We start from the raw sequence: 14,211 nt of genomic DNA on the forward strand, positions 1-14,211 counted from the left end.
GAATAAAACTTACATCTCGGCTTTTATGGCACTTACAATCAATATCAAATGAGAGTGCCATGGTTTCTGTTTGATTGTTACATATACCATTGATCTGAAAATGAAATCAGCTTTCAACTCATGGTAAAGGGCTTGCAAACTATCGGTGGAAAATGGTATTATATGGATACAGAAGGTCGTATGGCAACAAGGCTAGTACATCGTTTTCGAAATAACTATCGCACTTGTCTGTGGATTATACTAGTCACTCTGACGCCAGGACAAGACGGAGCTTTGAAGCATCCGGGTGCTTCTTGTGAAAAGCCTTGCAAATGCTGAAAAAGTCAATACTCACAAAGCTTTTTCATATGACTACAAGGTTTATGTGGATTTCCTATTCCTAGAAATGAGATATTATAAAAAAGTAATTATTTTTCAAAAGAGGAGGAAAAAATATGGCATTTCACTTAAGAACTTATACAGCACCAGATTTTTCAAAGGAAAAATTCATTTCTGCACCAGATGTTGTGTTAAAAGAAGCCCCAGTAGATATGGCAGCCCCGGAGAATTTTCATGCACTGAGCATATTTCCGGAATATTTTAAGATAAACGGGAAATGGCTTCTTGCAGAGGACAGCCGTATGGATTGTGTTCCTGTATACAAAGATGGGAAAGTTTATGTGATCGAACCTCGTCATTTGAAAAAAGGCGATCTGGTAGTCGTAGGGAGAACAGAAGATTGTCAGGACGGCATTTATGTACATGCAAACGGCTTTGGAAGCATTGACAAAAGGCAGGAAGTATTTGCGTTCCGTCAGAACCGATCCAGAGAAACAGCCTTTTCAAGAGACTATGATGAACTTTATGAACTTTTACATCATGAAAAAGAGCATGGCTATGTAGTATGGGTCATGGGACCGGCGTTCAGCTTTGACAGTGATGCCAGAAATGCTTTTTCCCAGCTGGTGGCAAACGGCTACGTAGATGCAGTACTTGCAGGAAATGCATTGGCAACTCATGACCTGGAAGGTGCTTATCTGAAAACGGCACTTGGCCAGGATATCTACACCCAGGAAAGTGTTGAAAATGGGCATTACAACCATCTGACTACGATCAATCGTGTCCGAACCTGTGGTTCTATAGAGAATTTTATAAAAGAAGAAAATATCAACAATGGTATTATCTATAACTGTGTGAAGCATAAGGTTCCTTTTGTATTAGCTGGTTCTATCAGAGATGACGGTCCGTTGCCAGAGGTTTATGGAAATGTTTACGAAGCTCAGGATGCCATGCGTTCCCATGTGAGAAAAGCTACCACAGTGATTTGCCTGGCAACGATGCTTCATACCATAGCAACTGGAAATATGACACCATCTTTCCGTGTTATGGAAGACGGTTCTATCCGGGAAGTTTATTTCTACTGTGTGGATATTTCAGAATTCACCGTAAATAAACTGACCGATCGCGGCAGTCTTTCTGCCCGGGGTATTGTTACCAATGTACAGGATTTCGTCACCAATGTATGTAAGGGACTTGGACTGGAACTTTCACAATAATTACTATGAAATTGTTGCCAAGCCGGTATGGGTAAGCAGGATTACAGCTCTGATCACGAATATTGGAAGCAGTTATGGGAGTGTCAGAAGCGGGTGACATCTGATTTTCATTTGTGGAGATATTATAGCTAGTACATCGTTTTCGAAATAACTATACCACTCACTTGTCTGCGAATCTGATTGCACAGGCCTAAAAGCCTCAGCGTAGCCCGCTACGCCTGCGTTTTTAGACCTGCACACTCAAATCCGCATCCTACGTGATTAGTACAGTTATTTACGAAACGATGTACTAGGTAACATGTTCGTTTAGATTAAATTAAGACTGTGGCAAAACCATATTGATTCTGCTGCAGCCTGGTCAAAACACAAAACGTCTTGCTAATTTTGCAAATTATTGCTATAATAATGCCGATTTAGAAGAACTACTATGAACGTGTTGCTAGTACATCATTTTCGAAATAACTATACCACTCGCTTGTCTGCGAATCTGATTACACAGGTCTAAAAGCCTCAGCGCAGTCCGCTACGCCTGCGTTTTTAGACCTGCACATTCAAATCCGCATCCTATGTGATTAGTACAGTTATTTACGAAACGATGTACTAGGTGGTTATGGGAAATGCTAGTGTGCGAGGCTATATAGATATTTGGCAGCCAAGCTGGTTATGAATAAGCAGGGTGACAGGTCGGATTACGAATATTGGTAGCAGTTGCAAAAGTTCCAACAGCATGTAGTACATGATTTTCATTTATGATGATGTTACCGTCAGATGACATGTCTATTTAGAATATAATTATGAAATACTAAAAAGCCTTGTTTCTATAAGGTTTTTTTTTGTCATCAGAAAGTTCAAAAAGAACACAATATGTTCTCACGGAACCTTTCTGTGCCTGATTTTGTGAGAAGATTTTTGTCCGTTATACCCAAATTTCTGAGGCGTATGGGGTGTACGGCGATGAAATCCGGGGGCGACTGGCGGAAAATCGACCACAAAGGCGTGCAAGAAAGATTCCGAGAGGACATCAATGCAATATGGAGGGAAAAATGGCAAAGGAACAATATAATGCAGACAGTATAACCGTCCTGGAAGGACTGGAAGCGGTCCGTAAGAGACCAGGTATGTATATCGGAGGAGTGGGATCTAAAGGACTGAACCATTTGATCTATGAAATCGTGGACAATTCAGTGGATGAGCATCTGGCAGGCTTCTGTACCCAGATCACTGTCCGGCTGGAAAAAGACGGTTCCTGTACCGTGCGTGATAATGGACGCGGTATTCCGGTAGAAATGCATAAAAAGGGAGTGTCTGCAGCCAGAGTAGTACTTTCTACCCTTCATGCAGGCGGAAAATTTGACAATAATGCATATAAGACCAGTGGAGGTCTTCACGGTGTAGGTTCCTCCGTTGTAAATGCTCTTTCTGAGCATATGACTGTAAAAATCTACCGTGACGGCTGTATCTATCAGGATACCTATCATCAGGGACATCCTACTACAAAACTGGAAAATGGTCTTCTTCCAGTAATTGGAAAAAGCCGCGAGACAGGAACAGAGATCAATTTTCTTCCAGATGGGGAAATCTTTGAAAAGACCCGTTTTAAAGCAGATTGGTTAAAAAGCCGTTTACATGAAACAGCTTACTTAAATCCAAACCTGATGATCCACTATGAAAACCGCAGAAGCGGGGAAGAAGAGAAGGTAACTTACCATGAACCAGATGGCATTATCGCCTATGTAAAAGAATTAAATGCAGGAAAAGCACCCATCCATGATCCAATCTATTTTAAGGGTGTGGTAGATAAGATAGAGGTAGAAGCCTGCATACAGTTTGTAGACACTTTTGAAGAAAATATACTTGGTTTCTGCAACAACATTTTCACTCAGGAAGGCGGCACTCATTTAGCCGGTTTTAAAACCAAATTTACAGCCCTGATCAACTCTTATGCCAGAGAGTTAGGTATTTTAAAAGATAAAGACTCCAATTTTACCGGTGCCGATACCCGAAATGGTATGACCGCTGTGATTGCAGTAAAACACCCGGATCCCATTTTTGAGGGACAGACTAAGACAAAACTTGCCAGTGCAGATGCTACCAAAGCTGTATTTACTGTGACAGGAGACCAGCTGCAGCTTTACTTTGACCGAAATGTAGAGGTCTTAAAGGGTGTGATCGGCTGTGCAGAGAAATCAGCTAAGATCCGCAAAGCCGAAGAAAAAGCGAAAACAAACATGCTGACTAAATCCAGGTTTTCCTTTGACAGTAACGGAAAACTGGCAAACTGTGAAAGCCGTGATGCTTCCAAATGTGAGATCTTCATCGTAGAGGGAGATTCTGCAGGCGGTTCTGCAAAAACAGCCAGAAACCGTCAATATCAGGCTATCCTTCCTATCAGGGGAAAAATCTTAAACGTAGAAAAGGCATCTATGGATAAGGTTTTGGCAAATGCAGAGATCAAGACTATGATCAATTCCTTTGGCTGTGGTTTTTCCGAAGGCTATGGAAATGACTTTGACATCACCAAGCTGCGCTATGACAAGATCATCCTTATGACAGATGCGGATGTAGACGGAAGCCATATTGATACCTTATTATTAACTTTTCTTTATCGCTTCATGCCGGAGCTGATCTATGACGGACATGTATATATTGCCATGCCGCCGTTATTTAAAGTGATCCCAAAACGGGGCGAAGAACAGTATCTTTATGATGAAAAGGACCTGGAACGTTACCGCAGGGTCCACACCGGGGATTTTACCTTACAGCGATACAAAGGTCTTGGTGAAATGGATGCGGAGCAGCTTTGGGAGACCACACTGGACCCGGAGCGGCGTGTATTAAAGCGGGTAGAGATTGAAGATGCAAGAATGGCGTCAGAAGTAACAGAAATGCTTATGGGCAGTGAGGTAGGACCTCGCCGCCAATTTATTTATGAACATGCAGACGAAGCAGAAATTGACGCATAACAGAGAGGACAGACAGAGATGGCGGAGAAGATATTAAGAACCGAATACAGTGAGGAAATGCAGAAAAGCTACATGAATTATTCCATGAGCGTTATCACTGCAAGAGCAATCCCGGATGCAAGAGACGGATTAAAGCCAGTTCAGCGCCGTGTTCTCTATGACATGAGCCAGCTGCATCTGGATCATGATAAACCACATAGAAAATCAGCCCGTATCGTAGGTGATACCATGGGTAAATACCACCCCCACGGTGACAGCTCCATTTACGATACCTTAGTTGTTATGAGTCAGGAATTTAAAAAGGGTATGGCATTGGTAGACGGTCACGGAAATTTCGGCTCCATTGAAGGAGATGGGGCTGCGGCTATGCGATATACAGAGGCAAGACTGGAGAAATTTGCCCAGGAAGTTTACTTAAAAGACCTGGATAAGACTGTTAATTTCGTACCAAACTACGATGAAACAGAAAAAGAGCCGGAAGTCCTTCCTGTACGCGTACCAAACCTTTTAGTAAACGGTGCAGAAGGAATTGCTGTTGGTATGAGTACCAGCATCCCAACCCACAACCTTGGAGAAGTAGTAGACGTAGTCCAGGCATATATTGATGATCCGGCAGCTCCTACAGAAGAGCTGATGAAATATCTGCCGGGACCTGATTTCCCTACAGGAGGCATTATTGCTAATAAAAGTGAGCTGCCTCAAATCTATGAAACAGGCGTTGGCAAGATTAAATTAAGAGGTCGTTTTGAAGTAGAACTTGGAAAGAGGAAAGTAGATAAGGACAAGCTGATCATCACAGAGATTCCTTATACCATGATCGGCGCAGGTATTAATAAGTTTCTGGTAGATGTAGCAGACTTGGTAGAGTCCAAGAAATTGACAGACGTAGTAGATATTTCCAACCAGTCTAACAAGGACGGGATCCGTATTGTTCTGGAGCTAAGAAAAGACGCGGATATTGATCGTATTAAAAATATTTTATATAAAAAAACTAAATTAGAGGATACTTTCGGTGTCAATATGCTTGCTATTGCAGATGGCAGACCGGAAACCTTAAATTTAAAAGGTATCCTGCGTAATTTCATGGAATTCCAGTATCAAAATACGGAACACAAATACAATGTGCTTCTGGAAAAAGAACTGGATAAGAAAGAAATCCAGGAAGGTCTGATCGCAGCCTGCGACTGCATTGACCTGATCATCGCTATTTTACGTGGCTCCAAGAACCTGAAGGACGCCAAAGCGTGTCTGATGAACGGCGATATTTCCAATATAAATTTTAAAGTGGCTGGTTTTGAAGAAGATGCGGCAAAACTTCATTTTACAGAACGTCAGGCAGCCGCGATTTTGGAAATGCGTCTTTATAAACTGATCGGGCTGGAAATACTGGCTCTGGAAAAAGAACACAAAGCAACTTTAAAAAAGATTGCCGAATACAAAAAGATCCTTGGCAGCAGAGCTGTTATGAACCAGGTGATCAAAGATGATCTGGCTGCTATCAAGACAGAATTTGCCATTCCGAGGCGGACCCGCATTGAAGACGGCGCAGAAGCAGTTTATGTGGAAAATGAGATTTCAGTACAGGAAGTTGTTTTTGTTATGGACCGCTTCGGCTACTGTAAACTCCTTGATAAAGCAACATATGAGCGCAATCAGGAAACTGTAGATACAGAACAGGTCCATGTGCTCCGATGCTTAAATACGGATAAACTGTGCCTGTTCACATCTGCAGGTGTTCTTCACCAGATCAAAGCAATGGACATCCCATCCGGCAAGCTTCGTGACAAGGGTGTTCCGATAGAAAATTTAAGCAAATACAATGGCAGAAATGAAACCATCTGCCTTCTCACCACAGCCCGTGCGCTCAAAGGCCGCATCCTTTTATTTGTTACCCGTCTTGCTATGGTAAAACAGGTGCCTGGTGAAGAATTTGAGACGAATAACCGTATGGTAGCAGCTACCAAGCTTCAGGATGAAGACAGTGTAGTTTTTGTGACAATGATAAACGGTGAGACAGACATTGTTCTTCAGACAACAGGCGGAAATTTCCTGCGATTCCCATTAGATGAGATCTCCATACTAAAAAAAGCATCCCGGGGTGTGCGCGGCATTCGTCTTGCAAAAAATGAAGAACTGGAAACTGTATATCTCATTGGCGAAAATCCTGTCATTGACTATAAAGGCAAGGAAGTTCATTTAAACAGGTTAAAACTGGCAAAAAGAGATGGAAAAGGTACCAAGGTCCGTTTATAATAAAGCCATAGACGAACAAAATTAAGACCATGTCCGCTATGCAAAGACGAATGTACGCAAATGGCGAATTTTATGTTGCAATTTTTCCGACTTTGTTATAGGATAGGAAAAGATTCCCCGATGTGGGAGTAAAATGAAAGCAGCGGCTGCTACTTAAAGCCCTGTAAGAGATGAGGAGAGGAACTATGGAAAAGAAATTAAGAGTTGGTATCTTAGGTGCAACAGGTATGGTAGGACAGAGATTTATTTCTTTGTTGGAAAATCACCCGTGGTATGAGGTAGTTACAGTGGCTGCCAGCCCAAGATCAGCAGGAAAGACCTACGAAGAAGCAGTAGGCGGCCGTTGGAAAATGACCACACCTATGCCGGAAGCTGTAAAGAAGCTGGTTGTCATGAATGTAAACGAGGTAGAGAAAGTAGCTGCCAGTGTTGATTTCGTGTTCAGTGCTGTAGATATGACAAAAGATGAGATCCGCGCCATTGAGGAAGAATACGCAAAGACAGAAACCCCTGTAGTTTCCAATAACAGTGCACATCGTTGGACTCCAGACGTTCCTATGGTCGTTCCGGAGGTAAATCCAGAGCATTTTGATGTCATTGAGTTCCAGAAAAAGCGTCTTGGAACCACCAGAGGCTTCATCGCAGTAAAACCAAACTGCTCTATCCAGAGCTATGCACCGGTTTTAACTGCCTGGATGGAATATGAGCCATATGAAGTAGTTGCAACTACCTATCAGGCAATTTCCGGTGCAGGAAAGACCTTTAAAGACTGGCCTGAAATGGAAGGAAATATCATCCCATACATCGGCGGAGAAGAAGAGAAGAGTGAGCAGGAGCCACTGCGTATCTGGGGCCACATTGAGAACGGACAGATCGTAAAAGCAACAAGTCCGGTTATTACCTGCCAGTGTATCCGTGTTCCTGTATTAAATGGACATACAGCAGCTGTATTTGTTAAGTTTAGAAAGAAGCCAACGAAAGAACAGCTGATCGAGAAATTAGTAAACTTTAAAGGAATTCCTCAGGAACTGGAACTTCCTAGTGCTCCAAAGCAGTTCATCCAGTATCTGGAAGAAGACAACCGTCCACAGGTAAGCCTGGATGTAGATTTTGAGCATGGCATGGGCATCTCTGTAGGTCGTTTAAGAGAAGATACAGTATATGACTACAAGTTTGTAGGTCTTTCCCATAACACTGTAAGAGGTGCAGCAGGCGGAGCAGTTCTGTGTGCAGAACTGCTTACTGCAAAGGGATATATTGCAGCTAAATAGTATAGAAAAAATGTATGTCCTCCTGGATGACGGGGGACATACTGACTAAAAGGAGGTTTTCTTATGGCAATCTTAAAAAAAGAGTTTGGCGTTATGCCTTCAGGGGAAAAGGTATATGAGTACACATTAACCAACAAAAAAGGGATCAGTGCCTCTTTTATTGATCTTGGGGCTGTCTGGACTAAAATGCTGGTACCGGATAGTGATGGAAATATGACAGATGTGATCCTGGGATATGATGATCTGGAGAGCTATCAGATAAACAAACCCCATTTCGGTGCACCAGTTGGCAGAAATGCAAACCGCATTGGAAATGCAGTTATTACTATTGACGGAAAAGACTATAAATTAGAGGCAAACAACGGACCTAATAACCTGCACAGTGGTCCTGATCTGTATCACAGCCGTTTATGGGAGTGCTGGGCATACGAGACGGAAGGAGGAAGCCGTCTGGATTTCTTTTTAAACAGCTCGGATGGGGACCAGGGTTATCCTGGAAATGCAAAAATCCGCATAAGCTATACTTTAACAGAAGACAATTGTGTAAAAATCGATTATAACATGGTCAGCGATGCAGATACAGTGGCAAACTTTACGAATCACTGCTACTTTAATCTGGCTGGACACAACAGCGGTCCTGTATTAGACCAGCAGGTATGGCTGGCAGCTGACAGCTATACCCCAGCAGATGCAACATCTATCCCAACTGGTGAGATTCTTCCTGTAGCAGGGACTCCTATGGATTTTAGAAAAATGAAACCGCTTGGACGGGATATTGAAGCTGATTTTGAAGCTTTAAAATTAGGCCATGGATATGATCACAATTGGGTATTGAACCACGAAGCAGGTGTACTTGGTATCGCAGGAAAAGCAAAAGATCCAGCAAGTGGCCGCGTAATGGAAGTTTATACTGATCTTCCTGGCATGCAGCTTTATACTGCAAACTTTTTAACAGATGAACGTCCTGGAAAAGGCGGAGCTCACTATAACAGACGTCACGCCTTCTGTTTTGAAACACAGTATTACCCGGATGCCTGCCATAAGGCAAATTTCCCGTCACCTATCTTAAAATCGGGAGATACTTATAAAACAACAACTATTTATAAGTTCTATGCAGAGTAAAGAGTAGAAGAGTATATCACAGACAGACGATCTTTGCTCATAATACTTAAACAAAACAGCCCATTGCCTAAAATGGTTTTGGGCTGTTTCTCTAATTTCTTTAACTTTCTGGTAAATTCTTGCAAGCCCCCCGAAAAAATGTTATACTCATAAAATATGTCTTATAAGAATTATTAATGAGGCTTACAGAAAAAAGCCTTATATAAAATTGAGGGATTAAATGTCAAAATCATTATTCATTGCGGAAAAGCCTAGTGTAGCCCAGCAGTTTGCAGATGCGTTAAAGATACGTGGACGAAGGAGCGATGGTTATATTGAGTCAGAAGATACCATTGTTACCTGGTGCGTAGGTCATCTGGTGACAATGAGTTACCCGGAAGCTTACGATATGAAATACAAGCGCTGGAGCCTTAATACACTGCCTTTTCTGCCAAAAGAATTTAAATATGAAGTAATACCCAATGTGGGAAAGCAGTTTTCCATTGTTAAAGGTCTTCTTACAAGACCGGATGTGGATACCATATATGTCTGTACCGACTCTGGACGTGAAGGAGAGTATATTTACCGTCTGGTGGCCCAAATGGCTGGTGTAAAGGACAAACAACAAAAACGTGTATGGATCGACTCCCAGACAGAAGAAGAGATCCTTCGCGGGATCCATGAAGCAAAAGATGAGTCAGAATATGATAATCTGTCTGCTTCTGCCTATTTAAGGGCAAAAGAAGACTACCTTATGGGGATTAATTTTTCCAGAGTCCTGACATTGCGCTATGGACCGTCTATGTCCCAGTATCTGGGAACTAAATATACAGTTCTCTCTGTAGGTCGTGTTATGACCTGTGTTCTTGGAATGGTGGTGCGCAGGGAACGTGAGATACGAAACTTTGTAAAAACTCCTTTCTATCGTGTGTTAGGAAGTTTTCAGGCAATTGCAAAAGACGGTACACCTGTACTACTTGATGCAGAATGGAAGGCAGTAGAAGGCTCAAAATACTTTAAAACACCGTATCTGTATAAAGAAAATGGTTTTAAAGAAAGAGAAAAAGCAGAGGAACTGATCGCTTATTTGAAAACAGAGCCACCATTAGAGGTACAAGTCCTTTCCAAAGAGAAGAAAAAGGAAACAAAAAATCCACCTCTTCTTTATAACCTTGCAGAACTTCAGAATGACTGCTCTAAAATGTTTAAAATAAGCCCTGACGAAACATTAAAAGTAGTGCAGGAGTTATATGAAAAGAAACTGGTAACATATCCAAGAACCGATGCCAGGGTCCTTTCCACAGCGGTTGCCAAAGAAATCTATAAAAATATCAGTGGACTGATGCACTATGAACCTATGGCTGGGTTTGCCAAAGAGGCCATTGATCTTGGAAGTTTCAAGGGGATTGGAAAAACACGATATGTCAATGACAAGCAGATCACGGATCATTATGCCATTATACCTACGGGACAGGGGCTTGGGAATCTGCGTGGGCTGTCTCCTTTGGGAGAAAAGGTTTACCAGGTGGTCTGCCGCCGTTTTTTAAGCATTTTTTATCCCGCTGCCATTTACCAGAAATACAGTATTGTTCTGGAACGGAAAAATGAGCAGTTTTTTGCAAATTTTAAAGTATTGTCAGAACCTGGTTATTTGAAAGTTGCTGATGTGAATCTTGCAAAGAAAAACAGCATTCAGGAAACCTTTTCTGATGAAAAAGAAGGGAATTCCATACAAACAGATGAAAAAAATACGGAAATTCCAAAAGTTGACCGAACTCTGCTGCTACAGGTGCTTGCAGATTTGAAAAAAAATGATATACTTACTATAGCGGATCTGAAGGTGAAGGAAGGAGAGACTTCTCCACCAAAAAGATATACCTCCGGTTCCATGATCCTGGCTATGGAAAATGCAGGCCAGTTGATCGAAGATGAGGAGCTGCGGGCCCAGATCAAGGGCAGCGGCATCGGCACCAGTGCCACCAGAGCAGAGATACTGAAAAAACTGGTCAGTATCAAATACCTGGGGTTAAATCAGAAAACTCAGGTGATCACGCCATCTCTGTTGGGAGAAATGGTGTATGAGGTGGTGGACCACTCCATCAGACAATTATTAAATCCAGAGCTTACCGCCAGCTGGGAAAAAGGTCTGACTTATGTGGCGGAAGGTTCCATTACATCAGATGAATATATGGAAAAGCTGGAGCGTTTTGTTGCTATGCGTACAGTAAACGTAACAAGACTGAACAACCAGTATGATATGCGGGAACTTTTTGACGCGGCTGCCGCCTTTTACAAAACAAAAAAGGAGAACTGATTACGATGAAACTGAAGGAAATGAAAATTAAAGAGCTGTTTGATACAAGCCATACAATTGCAGAAAGAATTTTTGATAACCATACTTATCCTTGGGAAGTGCTTCCTGAGATTGGTGATTTTATCCGTTCTTTAGGACCTCTTCTTCCGGAAAATGAATACCGTAAGATTGGTAATGATATCTGGGTACACAAGAGTGCAAAGGTTGCTCCTACTATTATGATGGCTGGTCCAATGATCATTTGTGAAGGTGCAAATGTGCGTCACAGTGCATTCTTAAGGGGAAATGTTATCATCGGCGCAGGTGCTGTTGTTGGTAATTCCTGTGAATTAAAGAATGCCCTGATTTTTGACGAAGTGCAGATCCCGCATTTTAACTATGTAGGTGATTCTGTACTTGGCTACAAGGCCCATATGGGCGCAGGTGCTGTTACCTCTAATGTGAAGTCCGACAAATCCTTAGTTGTAGTACACGCAGAAGATAAGGAAGTTGCTACCGGATTCAAGAAATTCGGTGCGATCCTTGGTGATGGTGTAGAAGTCGGCTGTAACAGTGTTCTTAATCCAGGAACTGTTGTAGGAAAAGAAAGCAATATCTATCCATTATCCAGTGTCAGAGGCTGTATTGCCGCTCATTCTATTTATAAGAACCAGGATAATGTTGTAGCAAAAGAAAGCCGTGAAGAAGCTCCTGCACCAAAGAAAAGAGCAACCAGAAAACCAAAGGTTGTTAAGGAATAAATGATAAAAAACCCCGCCAGTTGGCGGGGTTTAATGCTTTATATATTATTTTGTTCCGAAAATACGATCACCGGCATCTCCAAGACCTGGACAGATATAGGCATTTTCATTTAAGCATCTGTCAAGATGTCCAACATAGATCTGTATATCCGGATGTGCTTCCTGAAGCTTTTTAAGACCTTCCGGTGCTGCAATGATGGCCATAAATTTAATTTTCTTCCCACCGTGCTGTTTGATGAAATTAACAGCTGCAATAGCAGAACCACCAGTTGCTAACATTGGGTCAGTGACTACGATGGTACGTTCTTCAATAGGATCCGGAAGCTTGCAGTAATATTCGTGCGGCTCATGGGTATCTTCATCTCTGTAAAGACCGATATGTCCAACCTTTGCACTTGGAACCAGTGCCAGGATACCATTTACCATGCCAAGTCCAGCTCTTAAAATAGGTACGATAGCCAGTTTGCGGCCTGCGATCATAGGGGTCATACAAGTCTCTAATGGAGTTTCAACTTCTACATTTTCCAGAGGAAGATCTCTTAAAGCCTCATATCCCATCAGCATAGCGATTTCTTCAATCAGAGCACGGAATTCATTGGTTCCGGTGTTCTTATTTCTCAGGATAGAAATCTTGTGCTGGATAAGTGGATGATCAAAAACAATTACATTTTCCATAGTTTTTTGCTGCTCCTTATTTGTGTTGTATAAGACAAATAATTGTCTTTTTTCTGTTCTTTATTATAACTGAAAGTATTGATTATAGCAACGTTTACTTAGTAGAAGGATTAAAAGTTACAATCACATAATCACCTAAAGCATGGGGTACCGGAACAGAAAAGCAGATGGTTCCATGGCTTTCGTAGCTAAAAGATTCCGGCCATGCAGTTTCCGATGCCAATGGAAAATCTGCCCCATTAAATACTTCTGTAAGAATATCCATATCTAAGCTGTCCCGATACTTTAAAAATGCTTCTTTCTGTTCCTGGGTAACGCCTAGAAACTCCACATCATCACTTAAAACATAACCAGCCATGGTGTATCCGTCTGTAAAATCAGAAAGTCCCAGATCCCGCACCTGGTTCAGGTCCATTGTATTAGTATAAAAAACACTGACCGGGTAAGCCGCACCGTCACTCATACGGTCCCCCTTATAAACAGCAGTAAGCCGTTTGCGGTCTGCAGAAATGACCTCACATTTCACGGTGAGGGTATCTTTTGTTTCATCCAGATCATTTGCCTGGATAATAGAAAGAGCATTGGCCTTTAAACGTTCATTTACTGCATCCTGCTTCGCAGTATCATGCATCTGGTCAACCACAGGATACTGGATGGAAATATTTCCCGAAGTATAAGTCTCCAGTTGTACATTAATACCTGTATAAGTCTCCTTAATTGTTTCACTTTCAGCAGTAGTTGTATTTTCCGTCACAGCCACTGTTTTTGCTGGTGTTTCCTGGGTAGTTGCCACTGCCTGGGTATGGATCGTAGAAAGGTCCGTATCTGCTGGCGCACGGCCAAGGATCAGACCGATCGAAGCGGCGCCAATGACAACAGCCGTACCAACTGCACCTATAATGATTTTTTTACTGGTATCCATAAATGATCCCTCCTTTGTAGATTAATGTTCTCTCGGAATCTTTTTGTACTTGATTCTGTGGGAAGATTCTAAGAAAAATCACTCTGTAATCACATATTTATATTACTTAAATATATTTTACCTTATTTTCATGGCCTCAGTTTGAAGAAATGTTTACGAATTTCTAAAGAAATCACAGTCATACATTTTCCGGTTCCTTCATATAGTATTAGAGCGTGTCAAAATATTTCTGTCACGCAGGATAAAAACAGGAGGACTGTAAAATGACATATCTTGAACTGATCGCTGCAATAGGCACTGTGCCAATGGATATGGCCCATATGTATTTTAACGGTAAGCTTACAGGAAAAGAACTGAAAAATGTGATTGGGAAAAAGAAAGCCGGATTGGTTGAGAACTTTGAATCACAATACGAAGAGAAAAGGCTGTACTAGTAC

11 protein-coding genes are annotated in these 14,211 nt (G+C 41.9%); 9 read left to right on the plus strand and 2 right to left on the minus strand.

Going from position 1 to position 14,211, the window contains the following annotated elements; genetic code table 11:
• The first annotated feature begins 120 nt into the window (after positions 1–120).
• The 8 genes from OGM16_14600 (at position 121) to OGM16_14635 (ending at position 12,177) form a co-directional block, all read left to right on the plus strand.
• Positions 121–318 (plus strand): hypothetical protein, encoded by a 198-nt coding sequence (locus OGM16_14600; GenBank protein ID UYJ46017.1) that lies wholly within the window; start codon positions 121–123, stop codon positions 316–318.
• Between the two features lie 116 nt (positions 319–434).
• Positions 435–1,535, plus strand: coding sequence for a hypothetical protein (locus OGM16_14605; protein ID UYJ46018.1), 1,101 nt, complete (start codon positions 435–437; stop codon positions 1,533–1,535).
• Positions 1,536–2,578: 1,043 nt separating this feature from the next.
• Complete coding sequence (locus tag OGM16_14610; protein UYJ46019.1) at positions 2,579–4,498, plus strand: DNA gyrase subunit B; 1,920 nt, start codon at positions 2,579–2,581, stop codon at positions 4,496–4,498.
• Positions 4,499–4,516: 18 nt separating this feature from the next.
• The gene (locus OGM16_14615; GenBank protein ID UYJ46020.1) at positions 4,517–6,751 is read left to right on the plus strand and encodes a DNA topoisomerase 4 subunit A; all 2,235 of its coding nucleotides are present in this window, start codon (positions 4,517–4,519) and stop codon (positions 6,749–6,751) included.
• Between the two features lie 185 nt (positions 6,752–6,936).
• The gene (asd, locus tag OGM16_14620; GenBank protein UYJ46021.1) at positions 6,937–8,022 is read left to right on the plus strand and encodes an aspartate-semialdehyde dehydrogenase; all 1,086 of its coding nucleotides are present in this window, start codon (positions 6,937–6,939) and stop codon (positions 8,020–8,022) included.
• Positions 8,023–8,085: 63 nt separating this feature from the next.
• Positions 8,086–9,144, plus strand: a complete 1,059-nt coding sequence (locus tag OGM16_14625) for a galactose mutarotase (GenBank protein UYJ46022.1) — start codon at positions 8,086–8,088, stop codon at positions 9,142–9,144.
• Positions 9,145–9,364: 220 nt separating this feature from the next.
• Positions 9,365–11,437 (plus strand): DNA topoisomerase, encoded by a 2,073-nt coding sequence (locus tag OGM16_14630; GenBank protein UYJ46023.1) that lies wholly within the window; start codon positions 9,365–9,367, stop codon positions 11,435–11,437.
• 5 nt (positions 11,438–11,442) lie between these two features.
• Positions 11,443–12,177 (plus strand): UDP-N-acetylglucosamine pyrophosphorylase, encoded by a 735-nt coding sequence (locus OGM16_14635; protein ID UYJ46024.1) that lies wholly within the window; start codon positions 11,443–11,445, stop codon positions 12,175–12,177.
• Positions 12,178–12,222: 45 nt separating this feature from the next.
• On the opposite strand, the gene upp is transcribed toward OGM16_14635, so the two are convergent.
• The gene (upp, locus tag OGM16_14640) at positions 12,223–12,852 is read right to left on the minus strand and encodes a uracil phosphoribosyltransferase (protein ID UYJ46025.1); all 630 of its coding nucleotides are present in this window, start codon (positions 12,850–12,852) and stop codon (positions 12,223–12,225) included.
• Between the two features lie 94 nt (positions 12,853–12,946).
• Positions 12,947–13,774: a hypothetical protein gene (locus OGM16_14645; GenBank protein ID UYJ46026.1), complete on the minus strand. Its 828-nt coding sequence runs from the start codon at positions 13,772–13,774 to the stop codon at positions 12,947–12,949.
• Between the two features lie 263 nt (positions 13,775–14,037).
• Here OGM16_14645 and OGM16_14650 point away from each other — a divergent pair, with 263 nt between their 5' ends.
• Complete coding sequence (locus OGM16_14650) at positions 14,038–14,208, plus strand: hypothetical protein (GenBank protein UYJ46027.1); 171 nt, start codon at positions 14,038–14,040, stop codon at positions 14,206–14,208.
• Positions 14,209–14,211: the final 3 nt, after the last annotated feature.

It is taken from the genome of Lachnospiraceae bacterium (genome assembly GCA_025758065.1).
Classification (GTDB): Bacteria; Bacillota; Clostridia; order Lachnospirales; family Lachnospiraceae; genus Enterocloster.

Excerpts from the sequence above, each read along its gene's own strand:
- OGM16_14600 (UYJ46017.1), top strand. The coding sequence starts at position 121 with ATGGTAAAGGGCTTGCAAACTATCGGTGGAAAATGGTATTATATGGAT.
- OGM16_14605 (UYJ46018.1), top strand. The coding sequence starts at position 435 with ATGGCATTTCACTTAAGAACTTATACAGCACCAGATTTTTCAAAGGAA.
- OGM16_14610 (UYJ46019.1), top strand. The coding sequence starts at position 2,579 with ATGGCAAAGGAACAATATAATGCAGACAGTATAACCGTCCTGGAAGGA.
- OGM16_14615 (UYJ46020.1), top strand. The coding sequence starts at position 4,517 with ATGGCGGAGAAGATATTAAGAACCGAATACAGTGAGGAAATGCAGAAA.
- asd (UYJ46021.1), top strand. The coding sequence starts at position 6,937 with ATGGAAAAGAAATTAAGAGTTGGTATCTTAGGTGCAACAGGTATGGTA.
- OGM16_14625 (UYJ46022.1), top strand. The coding sequence starts at position 8,086 with ATGGCAATCTTAAAAAAAGAGTTTGGCGTTATGCCTTCAGGGGAAAAG.
- OGM16_14630 (UYJ46023.1), top strand. The coding sequence starts at position 9,365 with ATGTCAAAATCATTATTCATTGCGGAAAAGCCTAGTGTAGCCCAGCAG.
- OGM16_14635 (UYJ46024.1), top strand. The coding sequence starts at position 11,443 with ATGAAACTGAAGGAAATGAAAATTAAAGAGCTGTTTGATACAAGCCAT.
- upp (UYJ46025.1), bottom strand. The coding sequence starts at position 12,852 with ATGGAAAATGTAATTGTTTTTGATCATCCACTTATCCAGCACAAGATT.
- OGM16_14645 (UYJ46026.1), bottom strand. The coding sequence starts at position 13,774 with ATGGATACCAGTAAAAAAATCATTATAGGTGCAGTTGGTACGGCTGTT.
- OGM16_14650 (UYJ46027.1), top strand. The coding sequence starts at position 14,038 with ATGACATATCTTGAACTGATCGCTGCAATAGGCACTGTGCCAATGGAT.